This window comes from Coprobacillus sp. AF33-1AC (assembly GCF_003475785.1).
In the GTDB taxonomy this organism is placed as follows: Bacteria; Bacillota_I; Bacilli_A; order Erysipelotrichales; family Coprobacillaceae; genus Faecalibacillus.
The window spans coordinates 24,285-44,174 of the sequence record NZ_QRQB01000018.1 but is presented as its reverse complement, the minus strand read 5'-3'; the positions used below and the strand labels follow the sequence as shown (position 1 = coordinate 44,174).

Below are 19,890 nucleotides of genomic sequence, written 5' to 3'. Positions count from 1 at the left end.
TTCAAAAAATTATACAATAAATAGTTTAGCGTGGCTTAGTTGTATTTTTAATATCATCAAGAAATATGATAAAAATTGTTGTGATTTCATCTTGACTATATCCTCAGGTCATAGTGTTATAATGAGATAAAAGGTGGGATAAACATGATAGTACATGAAATAGAACAAAAATATAATGTGACTAAAAAAACACTTATTTATTATGAAAATGAAGGATTACTTAAACCGGGTAGAGATCATAATAATTATCGTCATTATAGCTACGATGACATAACAAGATTGAAATATATACTATTACTTAGATCAATGGATATTTCAATTAATGAAATTAAACAAATTCTTAATGAAGAACTATCTGTAGCTGATGTTTTAAAAGATAAAAAAGAACTCATAAAACAACAGCATCTCAAATTAGAGGATATAGATAAAAAAATAAATGAGTTTATTAAAAGAAGAAAAGTTAAAGTATCACTTAGTCAAGACCAAGAAGATAAAGATACAACAGATTATTTGTTTTTTAATCAAGAAGTTATCAAATATCATGATGTTATGATTCCTTATCAAGATATTCAATATTTTAAATTATCCATGTCCAGTGCGATAGGTCATGCCCGAGGTTTGATATCAGTATTTATGAATTATTATGTAGATTTAGATATTGTGATAGCATTACATACTTATAGTTTTCAAATTATGAATAACGAACAAGTGGTTTCAATGATGGAAATCATTAAAGAAAAAAATATAAAGATAGAAGATCCTTTAAATTTAATGAATATTTATTTAGAAAAAAGAGATTTAGTAGCATTAAACAATTATATTAATAGGAATTTTAGAAAATGGGCTAAACAATATCATTTAGATAATCCTAGAGAAAATTATTTAATAAATAAGCATTGTGATTGATTAAAATTATACTTGTGTTATGATTTTATTTAGATATAAGGAAGGTAATAATATGAATAAACATGTAGAAAAAGCAATGGCATTAAGAAATGCAACGCCCATGGTCAATAACTGTGCACAAGCTATTATGAGAACTTATGCCAGTGAATTAGGATTAGATGAAGATTTAGCAGCAAAGTTAGCTTGTAACTTTGGCGGTGGTATGAAGTGTGGTAGTGTGTGTGGTGCCATCACTGGAGGAATTATGGTTTTAGGGGCAAAAGGTTTAGATTCTCCTAAAATTGTTGGTGAATTTAAAAATGCAATAGCGAATAATCATGATGGAATGGTTAATTGTAGTGACTTATTAAGAGCTAATGCCAAAAAAGGTGGTATTAAAAAAGTACACTGTGATGCCATGATTAAGGAAGCCATTGAATTAATTGATCAATTAGAAGAAAAATACAAATAAGATTGGTTAGCCAATCTTTTTTTGTTCACGTTTCATTCATAATGATTTGTTATGATGAAATCAAGGAGTAAAGGATATGGCTAAAACAATAAAAGTAGTTTATAAAACTGTTTTGTTTATATTAGGTGTTATTTTCATTATACTAGGATTAATTGGATTAATGTTACCGGTTATACCGCAAATTCCCTTTTTGCTTGCTGGAGCGATTTGTTTAACACGTTCTTCTAGTAAACTAAGGAATTGGCTTTTTTCTCATCGCCTTTATCAAAAACATTGTAAAAAGTATGTAGAAAAACATTCATTTTTAAGAAAATTATTAGGTGTATAACTTCATGATTTTCTTTATTTTTTACTTTTATTATACTATAATAAAAGTAAAGGTGATGCTATGACAAATGCTTTAAAACAAATCAAGAAACAACATTTATACGCTATTATCAAAGATATTTATTTACATCAAAGTTCAACAATGAATGAATTATCTTCACGATTAAATTTATCACAGCCTAGTATACGAAATATGGTTCGATATCTTCAAGATAGTCAAGCAATTATGGAAATAGGTAATGATCAATCTAGTGGAGGAAGATGTCCAACCCGTTTTGCTTTAAATCAAGATCAATATCATATTTTATGTTTATATATTAAACATGACATGATTGACCTTGAATTAAGATACATTAATGAAATTGTTGTTAAAGAAGAAATTCTTTATGATAAAAATCAGGATCTTACAGTTCTTATTGAAAAGACAGTTCATCAATATAATCCTCATTGTGTATGCATAGGGGTTGAAGGGATTATTAAGGGATATATGTATATTACTGATCATCATAATCAAATAGAAAACCATACCTGGATTAAAGATTTAAAAGATAAATTGAAAATACCGGTTTACTTACAAAATGATGTTAAGATGATGCATCAAGGGCGTTATTTTCATCATCAATTAAATCATAGTTATTATGTTCACATTAATGAAGTAGGAATAGGAGGATCTTATTTTGAACATGATGGTCCTCTTTATGGGAAAAATGGTTTGTCAGGAGAAATGGGGTTAATACATAAACAAGGTATAACTTTAAATCAATTGATAAGGCAATGCCAATCACAAGATGAATTTAATCAGTATGTTTATTTTATTTTAGAGATGATTATAACGATGTTTGATCCTCAACTTATAGATATTTCTATTCATCATCAATTTACATATCAAAAAGAAAAAATAGATGAAAGGTTAAAGAATTATTTAGGACATCATGTTATTTGTTATGACGGTGATTATCAAGAAATGTTATTTGAAGGATTGTTATATACAGGGGTAGTTAATTTAATGAAGGAAAGGATAGAAAATAATGAAAAAATATAAAGCGTTTATTTATGATTTAGATGGAACAGTATTAAATACGCTTAATATGAATATGTATCCATTAATGAAAATTATTAAAGAAGAAACAGGAGAAGATTGGACTTTTGAACAGGTTTTAAAATTTGCCCCTTATCCAGGTATGAAAGTCATGGAAGAATTAAATATTAAGGATAAAGAAAAAACTTATGCAAGATGGGTTCAATATGTAAACGAATATGAAGAAGGAGCTACTTTATATGAGGGCTTTAATGAAGTATTTGAAATCCTTAACAATCAAAAAATAAAACAAGCAATTGTTTCTGCTAAAACATTAAAACAATATCAAATAGATGTGGTTTCCAAAGGAATAGACCAATATATGGAAACAGCTGTCTTAGCTGATGATACAACAAAACATAAACCTGATCCAGAACCATTATTAGAATGTATAAAAAGATTAAATATTTTACCTGAAGAAGCTATTTATATAGGTGATGCTTTATCTGATCAACAAGCTTCTATGAATGCTGGTATTGATTTTGGGTATGCTAAATGGGGAAGTGTCATTGGTAATCTTTCTCATTGTGATTATGTATTTGAACATCCTTTAGATATATTAAAACTTATTTAATAATATAAATCGAAATACACATTTATAAATTTTATATCACACCATTAGACATAGAAAGAATGGTAGGAATTAGTGTTATTGATATGTTAAGTTATACAACTCAACTGTGATAATACATGATATCTAAATGATTCTTACTGATATTTCAGTAATATAATCACGTGGATCTTGTACTAATAGATGATCAACAACATAATGTTCAACATAAAGTTCATCACAGATAAGGTGATGAGCTTTTTTGTAGTCTAGTAATTTTTGAATTGTTTGTTTAATATTTTTCCAATTTCCTTTATGATAGGCAACAAGATATTGACCTTCTGGTAAAATTTTATAGTTTTGTTCTTGAGGAGGATCATAAAGTAATAAAGAAACATTATTATAAATATCAAAATCATTATTTTGAAAGTCTTGATCATATTGTATATAAGCAACTTGATAGAAATGGTAAGGATGACGTTGGACAAAGTGAGTAATTAATTCATTGGTAGCTTTGTAAAAATTTTGATTAGAGTCGTCAGATATCGTGTTATAAAGATAGTAACGTGAAGGATAGTGTTTAATAGTGATGTTAGAGAAATCTTCTTGGCAAGAAGTAAGAATACTTTTCTTTTTTTGTTCAATCCAATGATTCATTTTATTTAATTTTTGGATTTGATTTTGAATTTGATGTTGATGATTATTTAAAATCTCAACGATATGATCATGATTACGATTCTTCATTAATTTTTTAATATCGTTTAAAGGGATGTCTAAATCTTTTAAAACAAGAATCGTATCTAAAGTTTCCATTTGTTCTACAGAATAAAAGCGATACCCTTTTTCATCTTTCATTTGTGGTTTAAAAAGACCGATATCATCATAATGAAAGAGAGTATGTTTTGTAATACCCATGATTTTTGCAAGTTCACCGGTTGTCATATAGTTATTATGTTTCATTTTTTTACTTTCTCCTCTTGACTATAGGGTAACCCTATAGTATATGCTTGAGGATGTCAAGGAGGAATGTATGAATAAGTCAATTTATAATCAAGTTACGACATATAAACTTTTTAAAATTGCTTTTCCTTCGATTTTAATGATGGTTTTTATGTCTTTATATACAATCGTAGATGGAATTTTTATTTCTCGATTTTTAGGAAGTTCAGCTCTTTCTTCACTTAATATCGTTTACCCTGTTATTAGTTTAGCTACAGCGATTGCGACGATGCTAGCCTCAGGTGGAACGGCGATTATCTCTAGAAAATTAGGAGAACAAAATGAACAAACTGCAAGAGAGTGTTTAACTCAATTTGTGGTTTTAGGTTTAATCATTAGTTTTATTTTAATGGTGATGACACAATTGTTTTTAACGCCTATTTCTTTATTATTAGGGGCTAATCAAAAACTATTGCCACAATGTAATGAGTATTTATCGACAATGATGTATTTTGCGCCAGCAGCGATGTTACAGGCATTATTTCAGTGTTATTTTGTTGCTGCCAATAGACCCTCTTTAGGATTAAATCTATCTATATTTGCGGGTATTACAAATGTTGTTTTAGATTATATTTTTATTGCTAAGTTACATTTAGGTATATCAGGAGCAGCTTTAGCTACTGGTTTAGGACAAATGATTCCTGCAATCACTGGTTTGATTCTTTTTATTTTTAATAAAGATCAGTTATATTTTGTAAAATTCAAATTTGATATTAAAGTGATTATTGAGGCGTGTTATAACGGTTCGTCAGAAATGGTAACCCAGTTATCTAATGCGATTATGACTTTCTTGTTTAATATTGTTTTAATGAGATTAGCAGGAGAAAACGGAGTAGCTGCGATTACGATTTTGTTATATGCTGAATTTTTATTTAATGCATTTTATTTAGGATTTTCAATGGGAATTAGTCCGGTTGTTGGTTATAAATATGGTGCTAAAGATAAAAAAGAATTGAAACATATTTATAAGGTGTCATTTATTTTTGTTGCATGTTCTTCGTTTGTGATTACAATGATTGCTTTTGCATCGCTACGCGAGCTTGTTGGAGTGTTTACCCAAGTCCCCCAAACTTATCAATTAACTGTAGAAGGTTTTAAAATTTTTGCATTTAATTTTCTTTTTAGTGGAATTAATATTACAACATCAGGATTTTTTACTGCTTTATCTAATGGAAAGATTTCAGCAATCATTTCTTTTTGCCGAACATTAGTATTTACAGGTAGTTCACTCATTATCTTATCTGCCATCTTTGCTTTAACTGGAACATGGTTAGCTATACCGGTAGCTGAATTATTAACATTTATATTATCAATGTATTTTCATTATCGTTACTTTATTAAAAAGAGTGAGGTTAATTATTTTCAATTGGCTAAATAGTGATATTGTGATAAAATATCTTAATAATATAAGGAGGAAAGGTTATGGCATTATTTGATGATTTAACAAAAAAAGCAGCCAAGTTAACAGAGAAAACAATTGAAAAATCTTCTGAGTTAGCAGGAACTGCTAAAACTAAAGTGAGTATTAAAAGTACAGAAGCAGATTTGGATCAAAAGTATATTGAATTAGGTAAATTGTATTACCAAGTTTTAACACAAAGTGATGTGTTTGATGAACAAAGTAAACCACTTGTTCAAGAAATAGATGAATTAAAGAAAAAAATTGAAGAATTAGAAGAAAGTTTAAATAAAGAATAAGGAACTATTGTTTGAATAGTTCCTTTTGATATTGTTTAGGGGTAATATGAATATATTTTTTAAAGGCTTGAATATAAGGACTCACGCTATTAAAGCCTACTTGTAAGGCTACTTCAGTAATATTATTTTGAGGATGAGCAAGTAATGTTAGGCTTTGATTGATACGATATTGAATGAGATATTCATAAGGAGAAACACTTAAAGATGATTTAAATATTTTTCCTAAATAGCCAATACTTAAATGACAAAAAGAGGCGATATCAGCTAAACTTAAATCTTCTTGATAGTGTTGATGAATAAAAATAATACATTGTTCAATATTTCTTTCTTGAAGATAGTGAACAGAAGAAGTTATTTGAGGCACTTTTTTAATTAATAAAGACATAATTAAAGAAATAAGGGAACATAAGATATAAATATCTTGATATTGTGGAAGTTTGAAAATGAGTTCTAATATTTCTTTTTCTTTTATTAAATAAAGGGTAGTATGACTTTGATTTAAAAAAGAAGAGATTTGTTTATTTAATTTTTCCTCTTAAAATAAAAGACAATTTAAGGGAATCAAATAAGTACGATAATGACCATGAACGCTATCTTTGATGATATGCAATACTTTGGAATTAATAAAAATAGCTTGTTTTTCATGAACAGTGATATTTTGTTGAAGGGTACTGACTGTAATGTGACCTTTTAATACATAGATGATTTGGATTTCATCATGCCAGTGCAGTTCATGAAAATGAGATCTTTTAGGAATACAGTAATCATGATTGACATCTAGAATTAAGATAGGGAAATCGGTATTCAAGTTAGGATTTTTTGAATATAAATCAAATGATTGAATCATAACATGAAAATATAAACCTGTTAAGGTCTATATTTTTTCAAATACCATTGTTGCTTGAATACGATCTCCACCACCTAATCCTTTACTACCACCATTTGATGTAGAAATCGTATGTAGGCGATAGCCTTTGCTGGCTTGTTCATTAATGACATTTTCTAATTCAACAAGATTACCAGAGCCAGTACCAAATAACTTTTCTTTTAAAGTAACTTGAAGAACAACATATTGTAAATCATTGCCGGATGCTTTTGAATATGAAGATTCTTCCATGACTTTATCCATAAATCCCATAAAAATACCTCCTTTATTATCTATATTTTATCATAGTTATGATAAAATATGTTATATAAAAAATGAGGGATGAACAATGAATTACACACTTAAAGAAGTATGTCAGATATTAGAAATGTCAGAACATACAGTACGTTATTATACAGATTTAAATTTATTTGAAGTAAAAAGAGATCAACATAATTATCGAGTCTTTGATGAGCAGGCTTTAGATTGGCTAAGAGGAGTTAAGTATTTAAGAGGTTTAGGCATGTCATTAGAATCTATTAAAAAGTTTCATGATTTGTGCATGCAAGATGGCGATGAAGCCATTGTACAAAGATTACAAATATTACAAGATCAACTTATCAAAGCCAATGAAGAATTGAAACAAGCACAAAATCGGGTTCAGTATTTAAAACATAAAATTGAAAAAGAAGAAAAGATTTTAAAACATATCATTCCTGATCAACAAAATCCAAGTAAAAAGAAATATTAAAATATGTCTTGCCCTAGAGTTACTCTAGGGTGTTATGCTTTTTGTAGGAGGAGGGCATATGGAATATAAAACTTTAAATAATGGTGTAAAAATGCCGGCTTTAGGATTTGGCATTTGTGGATTCAGTGATTTATTAGGATGTAAAAATATTATTTTAGAGGCGATTAAACAAGGAGTAAGAATGTTTGATACAGCTGCCATTTATCAAAATGAGGAAGCTTTAGGAATGGCTATTAAGGAAAGTGGTATTGATCGAAAAGAGTTTTTTATTACTTCAAAACTTTGGGTAAGTGATAATAGTTATCAAGGAGCAATACGCGGGTTTTATCAATCGTTACATAAACTTCAATTAGATTATATTGATTTATATTTGATTCATCGTCCTTTAGGGGATTATTATGGGGCTTATCGTGCTTTAACTGATTTATATAAAGAAGGAAAAATAAAAGCAATAGGTGTATCTAACTTCTTTGATGATCGCTTATATGATCTTATTTATCATCAAGAAGTTAAACCAGCTATTAATCAAATTCAAATTCATCCTTTCTTGCAAAGAAAAGATGAATTAGCTTTTCATCAAAAAATGAATGTCCAAGTTGAAGCGTGGTCACCTTTTGCATCAGGCAAGCAAAATATATTTGAAAACGATGTTTTAAAAGATATCGCTAAGCGTTATCAACGAAGTGTAGGACAAATTGTTTTAAGATGGCATCTACAAAGAAATGAGATTGTTATTTTTAAATCAAGTTCAAAAGAGAGAATTAAAGAGAATTTAGCTGTTTTTGATTTTGAATTAAGCAAAGAAGATATGACAATTATATCTAAGTTAGATCAAGGTAGAATAGAAGATAGTGCTTATCGAATTGAAAGTATGAAAAGAGTATATGGATTGGAGAATGAGTATGGAATATAAAACTTTAAATAATGGTATTAAAATACCGGTATTAGGATTTGGCACTTTTCAAATCAGTGGGAAGCAATGTGTAGAGAGCGTCTTACAAGCACTTAAACAGGGTTATCGTTTGATTGATACAGCAGAAGCTTATGGTAATGAAAAAGAAATAGGTGAAGCCATTCGATTAAGCAACGTATCACGAAAAGAATTATTCATTGTAAGTAAAGTCAATTTTACTTCTTATGAAAATACGAAGGAAGTTATAAAACAATCTTTAGAGCATTTACAAACAGATTATTTAGATTTAGTATTATTACATTGGCCTTTTGGTCATTATTATCAAGCTTGGCGTGATTTAGAAGATTTATATAATCAGGGTATAATTAAAGCAATCGGTATTTCTAATTTTGATATGGATCGTATGATTGATTTAATCCATTTTAATCATGTTGTTCCTGCTGTTAATCAAATTGAAACGCACGTTCTTTGTCAAAGACAAGAAGAACATCAATGGTTAAATAAATACCAAGTTGCTCATTTTGCTTATGCACCACTTGGTCAAGGACAACTCCAAGACATGTTTGAAATACCGATCATTCAAGAATTAGCCTTAAAATATCAAAAAACGCCTGCACAAATTTGTTTACGTTATTTAACACAAAGTGACCAAATCGTGATTTGTAAAACAATTCATGAACAAAGAATGATCGAAAATATCAGTATTTTTGATTTTATGCTCACTGAAGAAGAAATGAATAAAGTAAAAGCGATAGATCGAAAGCAAATTCAAATAGGGAAAGCTAATCAACCAGAATTTGTTGAATTTGCGATGACTTGGTAAAACATATGAAGTAATTCATATGTTTTTTTTAATTATTCTTTGATAAAATAATAAAAGAAAAGAGGATAATATGGAAATAAAATTAATAGATGCAAATAATGTAAAAGAAGTACAAGCTGTTTTTTATCAGGTTTTTACAGTAGAACCATGGAATGATCAATGGGATGATTTAAAACAGTTAGAACTCTATTTACTAGATGAAATGGATAATAAAAGTTCTTTATCTTATGGTTTATATGATCAAGATCAATTAGTTGGTTTTTGTATAGGAAGAATAAAACATTGGTATGAAGGAATTGAATATTGGATAGATGAATTTGGTGTACTTAATCAATATCAAGGCAAGGGAACAGGTTCTTTGTTTATGAAAGAAGTAGAAAAGGCAATAAAAGAACAAGGGATAAAAGGAATTGTATTGTTTACAGAAAGGGATATACCGGCTTATCATTTTTATCAAAAAAATGGATTTAAAGATCATGATGATAAAGTTATTTTTACAAAGGGTTTAAAAGATGAATAAAAAGAGATATTTTCAAGTATTATTGAATCCTTTATTCATTGTGATTTATTGTTTTAGTTTATATCAAATTTATTTATTATGTTTAAATGGTGGATTAAGAAGACATCTGATGGTGATTGTTCCTTTAATATTGATTGAAGGAATATGGTTTCTTTTTTGGACGATTTATTACTTTATATTAAAGAAAGATTTGCATATTTTTGATCAACTGATAAGTAAGTGCAAACCATTATTAACTATAGAATTATGCGTGATGATTGTGATGACTTGTTTTTTTGGCTATCGAACTTATCAAACAGCGATTCCTTATCAAGGACATTTATCATGGTATCTAGAAAGAAAAAATTCTTCAAAACAAATAGAAATGAAACATTTACAATTTTATAAAACAGGGATAAAGGGTATCTTTAAAGATTTAAATATTTCAATAAATGATGATCTTTATATAAGTGATTCTTTTATCGTCGATGTTAATAAAAAGGGGAAGATTACAAAGATTGAAGGTCTCATTTATAATCATGAACATAGTTATTTACTTGATTATAAGGGACAAGATATGACAGTATGGATAGATAATGAAGTAAACAAAACTTACCAACAAAAAGATAAATTAAATGAAATGTTTAATATGATTGATCATATGAGTTTACAGCTTAATCAATTAAAAGGACAAACATATCGTATTAAATACGTAGGTTATCAAGAAGCTGTATTAAATAAAGAGGATTATTATGAAAATGATGATCAGTATATTCAATGTGATCAGCAACATTTATATGAACACGTATCTGGCTATTGTTTACAAATAAAATACCAAGATACAGTAAGTTGTTTTTATCAGCCGGCTATGATAAATGAAAGTCAAACTGAAGAAAAACATAACGCTGGTGAAATGGTTATTGATCAAAGTGATGAAGTAACACTTTATTATAATGATTCTATTACTTATAAATTAGTTGTGAGTGATGCTGCTTTAGGAACACGTTATTATACTTTTAATAAAAATGATGAAGTAATTAATCAAGATCCATTTAATGGTGAAGGTGGTCAAGCTAAAGGCATATATTTTATTGATGAAAATCAAGGCTTTATTTTATTAGGACATGGAGGAAGTGAAGAAACATCACTTTATGTAACGAATGATGGTGGTAAGAGTTTTATGTTACAGTCTTTTGATCAATGTCCTTACGTTGGGCTACCATACAGTGAAAATGGTAAAGTCTATGTAAAAGTAAAAAAAGCAAGTGATGCGACTGAAGAAAATCTTTATGAATATCTATCAGGTAAATGGGTTTATGTAAAAAGTGAAGGTGAATAAGATGGAAAGAATAGTAGAAATATGTTGTGGTAGTTATGAAGATGGATTGAATGCTTATAAAGGTGGTGCGAAAAGAATAGAACTTAATAGTGCATTGTATTTAGGTGGGTTAACGCCATCTTTAGCGACTTTAACATTAATTAAAAAGAATACTGATTTAAAAGTCATTTCAATGGTAAGACCACGAGGAGCTGGATTCTGTTATAGTGATAAAGAATTTGAAGTAATGAAAGAAGATGCAAAACTTTTATTAGAACATGGTAGTGATGGGATTGCTTTTGGATGTTTAAATAAAGATGGGACAATTAATGAAAGACAAACTCGAAAAATGGTTTCTATTATTCAATTATATCATGGTGAAGTTGTTTTTCATCGTGCTTTTGATTGTGTTCAAGACCCTTATCAAGCAATCGAATTGCTTATTCAATTAGGGGTTAATCGTGTTTTAACCAGTGGATTACAAGCAAAAGCCATGGATGGCATAGCAGTGATTAAAACATTACAAGAACGTTACGGCAGTCAAATAGAGATTCTTGCTGGAAGTGGCATCAATGCGACTAATGCTAAAACAATGATGGAACAAACAGGAATTAGTCAAGTACATAGTTCATGTAAAGATTGGTGTTGTGATGAAACAACCAGTGGTAAAAATGTAAGTTATAGTTATGCGCCCCAACCCCATGAAAATGACTATGATATGGTTTCAGAAGTGTTAGTTAAAAAAATTGTTAAAAGTGTAGGATAAGTAAAATGAAATTAGATATGTTTTTTAAAAGTGTTATTGATCAAGAGTTAGTGCCAGTTGTTTTATGTGACACGCATCATACAATTATTTATATGAACCCTGTAGCTATAAATAGATATCAAAAATTTGGTGGTGAATCATTAATTGGTCAAAGTTTATTGAATTGTCATGGTGAAAAATCTAAGATAGCAATCGGAAAAATATTAACATGGTTTAAAGAAAGTGAAGATCATAATCGTGTTTATACTTCTTATAACAGTAAAGAAGATAAAGATATTTATATGATAGCTTTAAGAGATGAAAATAAACAAGTTATAGGTTATTATGAAAAACATGAGTGTCGAAAAAATGAAACTGGAAAAATGTATGATATGGATTAAAAAGACAAGTTTAATTTTTATTTGTGTATTATTGATAAGCGGCTGTCAAAGTCACTATACAGTAGATTATGGTCATTCAAGCCTTTATAGTAAACAAGACTTAAAGCAAGCTGTTAAAATTATTTTGAAAGAATTTAATACGTGGAATGGTTGTTCATTACGTCATCTTCAATATTTAGGAGATAAAAAAGCAAAAAATGAGTTAAAGTATTGTCGTTCTTTAAAGAAGAAAGATTATCAGGAAGCTGTTGTTTTTTCTAGTTCTTTTCATACTTCTAAAGATGTTGAAGGGGGATTTGAATCTCATGAGGAATACACAGATTGGCAGTGGTTTCTAGCAAGAACAAAACATGGTAAATGGGAATTATTAACTTGGGGATATGCTTAAATGAGATGAAAATCTCATTTTTTTTATAAATGTAAATTTTTATCTTGTAAATTTAAAATATTATTATATAATGTTGATAATTTGGGAAAAAATTCGAGGAGGTCTTTATGAAATCAAGTCAAGATGGAAAGAAATTAGCAAAAAAGATGCTAATTGCATTAGTATGCGGGCTTATTGCTAGTTTTGGATGTATTTTACTTAGAGAGTATTTAAACAGTCATGGACAAGCAGCTGTTTGGAAAACAATTAATAATTTGTTATTCCAAGATATTACAGCTGAAGGAGCAACAAGTTCAGTTGGTATTTTCTATATTATTGGGCAATTATTTGTTAATTCATTACAACTTATTATTGTTCCGATGGTTTTTGTTTCTATTTCATTAGCAATCTGTGCGATTACAGATACTAAGAAATTAGGAAGAATTTCCTCAAAAACAATTTTTACATTTTTAAAAACAACAGTTTGTGCTTTAGCGTGGGCTGGTGTAGTAGGCTTTGTCGTTTATAAATTAGGATTATTTAATCGAGTTGATGCTAGTCATGTGACGCTTCAACAGGGAACAACAGGATCGAATCCGTTGAATATTATTTTATCTATTGTACCAAATAATTTTGTCAGTGCATTTACTTCTAATGGAAATGTATTAGCGATTGTCTTTTTAGCCGTTGCAATTGGTTTAGCAATGAATCAAATTCCTGAAAGAACAAAAACATTAAAAAAATTAATGTTAGAAATTGCTGATATTATTTCTGTATGTTTATCATTTGTTATTACCAAATTTGCACCTTATGCAATCTTTTGTTTACTAACAAGAACATTTGCTATTTATGGTGTTGATTCATTAAAACCAGCCTTAGCATATGTTGTTTCCGTTGTTTTTGCTTTATTTGCTTATTTATTTATTGCTTATCCAATTTATTTAATGACGATGGCTCATGTTGATCCTCGTCCATTTATGAAGAAAGCTGCTAAAGTAGCCGTATTTGGTTTTTCAACATCATCTTCTGCTGCTACACTTCCTTTAAACAAGAAAACAACAGTAGAAGAATTAGGAGTTCATGAAGAAATCGCATCCTTTACTTTACCATTAGGGATGACGATTAATATGGATGGAACAGCTATTATGCAAGTGATTGCAGCAATGTTTATTGCTGTAAGTTCGGGATATAAAGTGTCTTTTACTTCGATGGCTATTATCGCAATACTTGCATTAATTGCTTCTGTTGGTACACCGGCAGCACCGGGAGCAGGAGCCGTCATCTTATTTACGATTTTAACAGGAATGGGATATACCAATGATGCAGCACTTTTAGCTTATTCATTGATTCTAGCAATTAATCGACCTATTGAAATGTTAGTGACATCATTGAATGTTGTGGGGGATTCTTCAACCTCGGTTATTGTGGCTAAAAAAGAAAATATGTTTGACGAAGATATCTATAACAGTTAATGACTTATACATAATATAAAATGGACATCATATGATATGGTGTCCATTTTATATTATACCTTTATGAGCAAACTTAGTAATTTCAGCTAAGTTAATCTCTTTTAATTTTGATTTATATTGATATTCAGCATCATTTAAATAATTCATGATCACACTTTCTGTTTGTTTTACATTAAAAGCAGGATCAAATACTTTATCTACTAGATGTGTTGTTTGAATAAATTTTTCTTTTCCTTCAATGGCTTCAAAGATATCAAAGAAGGAAATATCATCCATTTTTTTATTTAAAACAAAACCACCTAATTTGCTTGCTTTAGAAGTAATGAGACCAGCTACTACGAGTTGTCTTGTTACTTTCTTTAAATAAGAATCAGATACATCTAATATTTGACTTAATTCATGACTTTTTAAAGGACCGTCATGTGTCCCAATAAGCAATAGAATACATATTGCTTGTTCAAAACTTTTTCTTATTTTCATTTCCTTTTCATCCCTTTTGTTTATTTTATCAAAAAAGTTAATTTTTGTATCAAGATTATTGACATTTATAATGAATAATTTATAATACACTATAGACATTATATATCCATAGATGTAAAATGTCTATAGACAAAGTATATAGAAAGAAGGATATTTATGATTAAGCAAGAGTGGAAAAATATTTTTCACAATACTTGGATCAAAATAGTATTAGTTGCTTTAATCGCTATTCCTAGTATTTACACTGTTGTCTTTTTAGGTTCTATGTGGGATCCATATGGAAACAGTGGAGATCTTCCTGTTGCTGTTGTTAACGAAGATAAGGCAGTTGTTTACAACGATAAGAATCTTAACGTTGGTAAAGAACTTGTCAATAAGTTAAAAGATAATGATTCTTTAGACTTCCACTTCGTTAGTCAAAAGAAAGCAATGTCAGGATTAAAAGATGGCGATTATTACATGGTCATTACGATTCCAAGTAATTTCTCAAAAAATGCGACAACTTTGTTGGATAAGGAACCTCAAAAGATGATTTTGAAGTATACAACAAATCCTGGAACAAACTATGTTGCATCAAAAATGGACGATTCAGCTATCGCCAAAATTAAAGCTGAGGTTTCTTCTTCAGTAACAAAAACTTATGCTGAAACAATTTTTACGTCAATTGGTACAATGTCTGATGGATTTGCTGAAGCCAGTGATGGTACTCAACAATTATCTGATGGGATGTCTCAATTAAAAGACGGAAATAAAACAATCAGTGATAACTTAAAAGTATTAGCGAGTAGCTCTTTAACATTTAAAGATGGTACAAATACTTTAACAAAGGGTTTAAAAGATTACACAGATGGTGTTGTTACTGTTAACAACGGTGTCTATCAATTAAAAGATAAAGTTGGCGAATATACTAATTATACAAAAACAGCATCTGATGGTGCAAGTCAACTTAATTCTAAAAGTCAAGATTTAGTTAATGGAGTTAAAAAATTAACTGAAGGTGTACAACAAGTACAAGGAGTTAATAGTTCTTTAACACAAGGGCTAGAAACATTGTCTGCAACTATTGAAGCAGCAGGAGTACCTAGCCAAGAAGAATTGACTGCTCTTAGTAAAGAGGCAAGTACTTTTGAAAATGTAACATTGCCAACAATTAAAACAAGCACTCAACAGTTAAAAGGAGCAGCAACTAGTTCAAATCAAACTAATGCCAGTTCCAAAAAAATTATTGATCAATTATATGCCAGTGGGAAAATTGATATTAATGAATACACGGCATTAGCAGGTTCTCTTCAATATTCTAATGTAATTAATGAAAGTTTATTGGGTGAAGAAGGAAATTCTGAAAAGCCAGGGTTACTAAATACAACAGACAACTTAGCAACAAAAGTAAATGAGTTATCTAAGAAATCTTTAGCTTCTGCACAAGGAGTAGCTGGTATTCAACAAGCTTTAACAAAAGTATCGGCTGATCCAGTTAACGATCAAAAAAATGTCGGTTTAATTCAGGCAAGTAAATTAGTTGATAATGGATTAAGCCAAGTTAGCACTGGGTTAACAGATAAAAAAGAAGGATTATTAACAGGGGTAAATAATTATGTTACTGCTGTTGGACAAATTTCAAACGGCTTAACAACACTTACAAACAATAACAAAGCACTTAATGAGGCAATGTCTACTTTAAATGCTGGTACTTCAACACTTGTAAGTAACAATGGAACTTTGATGAGTGGTGCTAATCAATTAGCTGATGGTGCCGGTCAAATTAGTGATGGTGCTGGTAAGTTAGCTGCTGGTTCTGATACTTTAGGTGAAGGTATTACTACTGCTGCAGATGGTGTAACAACATTAAATGATGCATTAAAATCTGGAGCTGAAGAAAGTAAGATTGATTCTACAAACAAGACTACAGATATGGTTGCTGCACCAGTTGATACAAAACACAAAGAAATTTCTAAAGTAGAAAATAATGGTCATGCTATGGCTCCATATATGATGTCAGTTGGATTATATGTAACATGTTTAGCATTTGCGTTAATGTATCCATTAAGACATGGTATTAAAAAAGCAGAAGATGCTTTAAAATATTGGGCAAGCAAAGCAACTGTTATGTATACAGTTTCTACATTAGCTGCAATTATCATGGTTACAGCTTTAAGATTGATCAATGGATTTGAACCTGTTAATTTAGGAATGACATATTTACTTGCGATATTAGTATCGGCTGCATTTATGTCACTTGTTATCTTATTAAGTTTAACTACAGGTTATATTGGCGACTTCTTATTATTAGTATTTATGATTGTTAACTTAGGTGGTTCTGCTGGTACTTATCCATTAGAAACTGGACCTATGATTTATAAAGTCATTCATAAATTTGTTCCTTACACATATAGTGTTGATGGATTCAGAAAAGTGATTAGTATGACAAATCCTTCATTATCAGCTGAAATTGCTGTCTTTGTAGGAATTATCGTTGTATGTTCAGTGTTAACAGTTGTTTACTTCAAATTCAAAAATAAAGAAAACAAACATGTTTTCCCTCAAGTATTTGAAGAAGTAAATGGAACAAAATCACATGAATAAAAAATGAAGGTCTAAATCGAAAGATTTAGACCTTTTTTTGTTATGAAGTTCAAATTGATTTATGATTAATGTTTTGTTAAATATTTCACAAAATGATAAGATAAAAGTAGGAGGAATAAATTATGAATATAAAAAAAGTAGTCGTTATTGGTGGTGGCGTGTTAGGAAGCCAAATTGCCTATCAGGCAGCTTATTGTGGATTTGATGTGACAATATGGCTAAGAAGTGAAGGGAGTATTGGTAGGTGTCAACCTAAATTAGATCATTTAAAAGAAGTTTATCATGAAACAATTGCTTTAATGAATAGTGATGAAGGGAAGACTTCTCAAAATTGGGCAATGGGAATTAGTGATTATGATGACTTTGATTTTGATAAATGCATTGAAAAAGCAAATCATGCTTATGATTCAATTAAGCTAGAATTAGATTTACAAAAAGCAGTTAGTGATGCAGATTTGATTATCGAATCAATGGCAGAGAATGTTGAACAAAAAACAGCTATTTATAAAAAGATGGCAGATATGTTACCAGAAAAAACAATTATTGTGACAAATTCTTCAACATTGTTGCCATCTAAGTTTGCTAAGTATACAAAACGTCCTCACAAATATTTATCTTTACATTTTGCTAATAGTATTTGGAAAAATAATATGACAGAAGTTATGGCACAAAAACAAACTGAACAAAAGTATTTTGATGAAATCATGGAATTTGCTAAAGCGATACGTATGATTCCTTTACCAGTAAAGAAAGAAAAATCAGGTTATTTATTAAATTCTATGTTAGTTCCTTTATTGTTTTCAGGAATGGATTTATATGTTAATGGTATTAGTGATCCTCAAAGTATTGATCAAGCATGGACATTAGGTACAGGAGCACCTAAAGGACCATTCCAAATCTTAGATACGGTAGGTTTAACAACAGCTTATAATATTGTTTCTATGTACTTAAAGGTTCCATCATTTTTAGCTCCTTATAATTTTAAAGGAATGGCTAAAATGTTAAAGAAATATATAGATGAAGGAAAACTAGGAATGGCTTCAGGAGAAGGGTTCTATAAATATAAATAATATAGGCATCATTAAGTTATCTTAATGATGCTTTTTTTCAAAAAATGAAAGCTACATCTATGGTGATATTCAAGTGCTATAATACTTTTTAGAAAAGATGGAGGTAGAGTTATGAGTTTTCCAAAGAATTTTTTATGGGGTGGAGCTATTGCTGCTAATCAATATGAAGGAGCATGGCTAGAAGATGGTAAACAACCTAATGTGACAGATGTTTTAGTAGGAATTATGTCTAAAGATCCTGGTATTAAATGGAATGAAACGAAGAAAAAATATGAAATGGCATTAAATCCAGATAAAGTATATTTATCTCATGATGCTGTTGATGGATATCATCGTTATCGTGAAGATTTAAAATTAATGAAAGGGATGGGATTTAATAGTTTTAGAACTTCTATTGCATGGGGAAGAATCTTTCCTAATGGTGATGAAACTGAACCTAATGAAGCTGGATTAGCTTATTATGATGATATGTTTGATTGTATGAATGAACTTGGAATGGAACCAATTATTACATTATCTCATTATGAAACACCATTACATTTGATGACTGAATATGGTGGATGGTCTAATCCTAAAATGATTGAATTCTGGTTACGTTATGTAACAACAGTATTTAATCGTTATAAAGGTAAAGTTAAATTATGGCTTACTTTTAATGAAGTGAATGCTTTATTTAGAATGCCGTTAGTAGCTGGTGGTGTTCTTACTATCAAAGATCCTCAAGATCCAAATGATCCTATTGGTTCAACAACTAAACAAGATCAATGGGATGCTTATCATAATATATTAGTTGCTAATGCTAAAACAGTACAAGTTGGTCATGAAATTGATCCAAATAATCAAATTGGATGTATGATGACAGCTTCTTCTGTTGCAACTTATCCTTATAACTGTGATCCTTTAAATGTAGTAGGAACATTAGATACGCAAAGAATGAATATCTTTTATATGGCCGATCCATTCTGTTTAGGTATTGTACCAACTTATTTAAAGAAAGTATGGAAAGAAGATCAAGTAACAGTTAGCTTTAGTGATGAAGAATTAAGACTTATTAAAGAAAATACAGTAGATTTCTTATCATTTAGTTATTATCGTTCTACAACTTATGATCGTGAAGTGAATTTAAAAGTGGATACAGGTGGTCTTACATGTAGAGATAATCCATATCTAAAAGATAAAGCACCTCAACCTTGGGGATGGGCAGTAGATCCTGTAGGTCTTCGTTATACTTTAAATGTATTATATGATCGTTATCATTTACCATTATATATTGTTGAAAATGGTGTTGGTTTAGATGAAAATTTAGATGAACAAGGACATATTCATGATGAATTTAGAGTTCATTATATTGAAGAACATATTAAAAATGTTCATGCAGCTATTGAAGATGGCGTAGATTGTCGTGGATATTTATATTGGGGACCTATTGATGTTGTTTCAGCCGGTACGGGTGAAATGAAAAAACGTTATGGTTTTGTTTATGTTGATCGTTTTAATGATGGTCATGGAACTTTAGAAAGAAAATTAAAAGATTCTTATTCTTGTTATAAAGAAATTATTGAATCTAATGGAGAAATATTACTTAAATAGGGAC

The 19,890-nt window shown here is 29.5% G+C and carries 24 protein-coding genes; 19 read left to right on the top strand and 5 right to left on the bottom strand.

The window, feature by feature from the left end:
* Positions 1–144 precede the first annotated feature (144 nt).
* The 5 genes from DWZ53_RS07575 to DWZ53_RS07555 all read left to right on the top strand — a co-directional run bounded on the left by DWZ53_RS07575 (position 145) and on the right by DWZ53_RS07555 (position 3,336).
* Positions 145–906: a MerR family transcriptional regulator gene (locus DWZ53_RS07575; RefSeq protein ID WP_118433150.1), complete on the top strand. Its 762-nt coding sequence runs from the start codon at positions 145–147 to the stop codon at positions 904–906.
* Between the two features lie 52 nt (positions 907–958).
* A complete protein-coding gene (locus DWZ53_RS07570; protein ID WP_118433148.1) occupies positions 959–1,357 on the top strand; it encodes a C-GCAxxG-C-C family protein in 399 nt (132 codons plus the stop codon).
* Between the two features lie 76 nt (positions 1,358–1,433).
* Positions 1,434–1,685: a DUF454 family protein gene (locus tag DWZ53_RS07565; protein WP_118433146.1), complete on the top strand. Its 252-nt coding sequence runs from the start codon at positions 1,434–1,436 to the stop codon at positions 1,683–1,685.
* A 60-nt stretch (positions 1,686–1,745) separates the two neighbouring features.
* Positions 1,746–2,726 (top strand): ROK family protein, encoded by a 981-nt coding sequence (locus DWZ53_RS07560; RefSeq protein WP_118433144.1) that lies wholly within the window; start codon positions 1,746–1,748, stop codon positions 2,724–2,726.
* Entirely contained in the window at positions 2,713–3,336 is a 624-nt protein-coding gene (locus tag DWZ53_RS07555) for an HAD family hydrolase (RefSeq protein ID WP_118433143.1), read from the top strand. Before DWZ53_RS07560 ends, DWZ53_RS07555 begins: the two co-directional genes overlap by 14 nt.
* Positions 3,337–3,459: 123 nt before the next feature.
* Here DWZ53_RS07555 and DWZ53_RS07550 read toward each other — a convergent pair whose 3' ends face one another.
* A complete protein-coding gene (locus tag DWZ53_RS07550) occupies positions 3,460–4,272 on the bottom strand; it encodes a MerR family transcriptional regulator (RefSeq protein WP_118433141.1) in 813 nt (270 codons plus the stop codon).
* A 70-nt stretch (positions 4,273–4,342) separates the two neighbouring features.
* Between DWZ53_RS07550 and DWZ53_RS07545 the strand changes: the two genes are divergently transcribed.
* Together DWZ53_RS07545 and DWZ53_RS07540 are read left to right on the top strand one after the other, a co-directional pair.
* Positions 4,343–5,689 carry an MATE family efflux transporter gene (locus tag DWZ53_RS07545; RefSeq protein WP_118433139.1) on the top strand — a complete coding sequence of 449 codons (1,347 nt, stop codon included), beginning with the start codon at positions 4,343–4,345 and terminating at the stop codon, positions 5,687–5,689.
* Positions 5,690–5,733: 44 nt separating this feature from the next.
* Positions 5,734–6,009 carry a hypothetical protein gene (locus DWZ53_RS07540; RefSeq protein WP_118433137.1) on the top strand — a complete coding sequence of 92 codons (276 nt, stop codon included), beginning with the start codon at positions 5,734–5,736 and terminating at the stop codon, positions 6,007–6,009.
* Positions 6,010–6,013: 4 nt separating this feature from the next.
* On the opposite strand, the gene DWZ53_RS07535 is transcribed toward DWZ53_RS07540, so the two are convergent.
* The 3 genes from DWZ53_RS07535 to DWZ53_RS07525 form a co-directional block, all read right to left on the bottom strand.
* Complete coding sequence (locus DWZ53_RS07535; protein ID WP_118433135.1) at positions 6,014–6,394, bottom strand: helix-turn-helix transcriptional regulator; 381 nt, start codon at positions 6,392–6,394, stop codon at positions 6,014–6,016.
* A 150-nt stretch (positions 6,395–6,544) separates the two neighbouring features.
* Entirely contained in the window at positions 6,545–6,856 is a 312-nt protein-coding gene (locus DWZ53_RS07530) for an AraC family ligand binding domain-containing protein (protein ID WP_118433133.1), read from the bottom strand.
* A 27-nt stretch (positions 6,857–6,883) separates the two neighbouring features.
* Complete coding sequence (locus tag DWZ53_RS07525; RefSeq protein ID WP_118433131.1) at positions 6,884–7,147, bottom strand: DUF4177 domain-containing protein; 264 nt, start codon at positions 7,145–7,147, stop codon at positions 6,884–6,886.
* 76 nt (positions 7,148–7,223) lie between these two features.
* Between DWZ53_RS07525 and DWZ53_RS07520 the strand changes: the two genes are divergently transcribed.
* The 9 genes from DWZ53_RS07520 to DWZ53_RS07480 all read left to right on the top strand — a co-directional run bounded on the left by DWZ53_RS07520 (position 7,224) and on the right by DWZ53_RS07480 (position 14,163).
* Positions 7,224–7,625: a MerR family transcriptional regulator gene (locus tag DWZ53_RS07520; protein ID WP_118433129.1), complete on the top strand. Its 402-nt coding sequence runs from the start codon at positions 7,224–7,226 to the stop codon at positions 7,623–7,625.
* Positions 7,626–7,683: 58 nt separating this feature from the next.
* Positions 7,684–8,538, top strand: coding sequence for an aldo/keto reductase (locus tag DWZ53_RS07515; protein ID WP_118433127.1), 855 nt, complete (start codon positions 7,684–7,686; stop codon positions 8,536–8,538).
* Positions 8,528–9,361 (top strand): aldo/keto reductase, encoded by an 834-nt coding sequence (locus tag DWZ53_RS07510; RefSeq protein WP_158568211.1) that lies wholly within the window; start codon positions 8,528–8,530, stop codon positions 9,359–9,361. Before DWZ53_RS07515 ends, DWZ53_RS07510 begins: the two co-directional genes overlap by 11 nt.
* 70 nt (positions 9,362–9,431) lie before the next feature.
* Positions 9,432–9,881, top strand: coding sequence for a GNAT family N-acetyltransferase (locus DWZ53_RS07505; protein WP_118433123.1), 450 nt, complete (start codon positions 9,432–9,434; stop codon positions 9,879–9,881).
* Positions 9,874–11,199: a hypothetical protein gene (locus tag DWZ53_RS07500; RefSeq protein ID WP_118433121.1), complete on the top strand. Its 1,326-nt coding sequence runs from the start codon at positions 9,874–9,876 to the stop codon at positions 11,197–11,199. Before DWZ53_RS07505 ends, DWZ53_RS07500 begins: the two co-directional genes overlap by 8 nt.
* A 1-nt stretch (position 11,200) precedes the next feature.
* Positions 11,201–11,944 (top strand): copper homeostasis protein CutC, encoded by a 744-nt coding sequence (locus DWZ53_RS07495; protein WP_118433119.1) that lies wholly within the window; start codon positions 11,201–11,203, stop codon positions 11,942–11,944.
* A 5-nt stretch (positions 11,945–11,949) separates the two neighbouring features.
* On the top strand, positions 11,950–12,324 hold the full coding sequence (locus DWZ53_RS07490) for a PAS domain-containing protein (RefSeq protein WP_118433117.1): 375 nt from the start codon (positions 11,950–11,952) through the stop codon (positions 12,322–12,324).
* The gene (locus tag DWZ53_RS07485) at positions 12,293–12,712 is read left to right on the top strand and encodes a hypothetical protein (protein WP_158568209.1); all 420 of its coding nucleotides are present in this window, start codon (positions 12,293–12,295) and stop codon (positions 12,710–12,712) included. Before DWZ53_RS07490 ends, DWZ53_RS07485 begins: the two co-directional genes overlap by 32 nt.
* A 107-nt stretch (positions 12,713–12,819) precedes the next feature.
* Positions 12,820–14,163, top strand: coding sequence for a dicarboxylate/amino acid:cation symporter (locus DWZ53_RS07480; RefSeq protein WP_118433113.1), 1,344 nt, complete (start codon positions 12,820–12,822; stop codon positions 14,161–14,163).
* Between the two features lie 48 nt (positions 14,164–14,211).
* Here DWZ53_RS07480 and DWZ53_RS07475 read toward each other — a convergent pair whose 3' ends face one another.
* Complete coding sequence (locus tag DWZ53_RS07475) at positions 14,212–14,643, bottom strand: Rrf2 family transcriptional regulator (RefSeq protein WP_118433164.1); 432 nt, start codon at positions 14,641–14,643, stop codon at positions 14,212–14,214.
* 156 nt (positions 14,644–14,799) lie between these two features.
* Between DWZ53_RS07475 and DWZ53_RS07470 the strand changes: the two genes are divergently transcribed.
* From DWZ53_RS07470 to DWZ53_RS07460, 3 genes are all read left to right on the top strand, one after another.
* Positions 14,800–17,226: a YhgE/Pip domain-containing protein gene (locus DWZ53_RS07470; protein WP_118433111.1), complete on the top strand. Its 2,427-nt coding sequence runs from the start codon at positions 14,800–14,802 to the stop codon at positions 17,224–17,226.
* A gap of 122 nt (positions 17,227–17,348) precedes the next feature.
* Positions 17,349–18,296, top strand: coding sequence for a 3-hydroxyacyl-CoA dehydrogenase (locus DWZ53_RS07465; RefSeq protein ID WP_118433109.1), 948 nt, complete (start codon positions 17,349–17,351; stop codon positions 18,294–18,296).
* A 111-nt stretch (positions 18,297–18,407) separates the two neighbouring features.
* Positions 18,408–19,886, top strand: a complete 1,479-nt coding sequence (locus DWZ53_RS07460; protein ID WP_118433107.1) for a glycoside hydrolase family 1 protein — start codon at positions 18,408–18,410, stop codon at positions 19,884–19,886.
* The last annotated feature ends 4 nt before the right edge of the window (positions 19,887–19,890 follow it).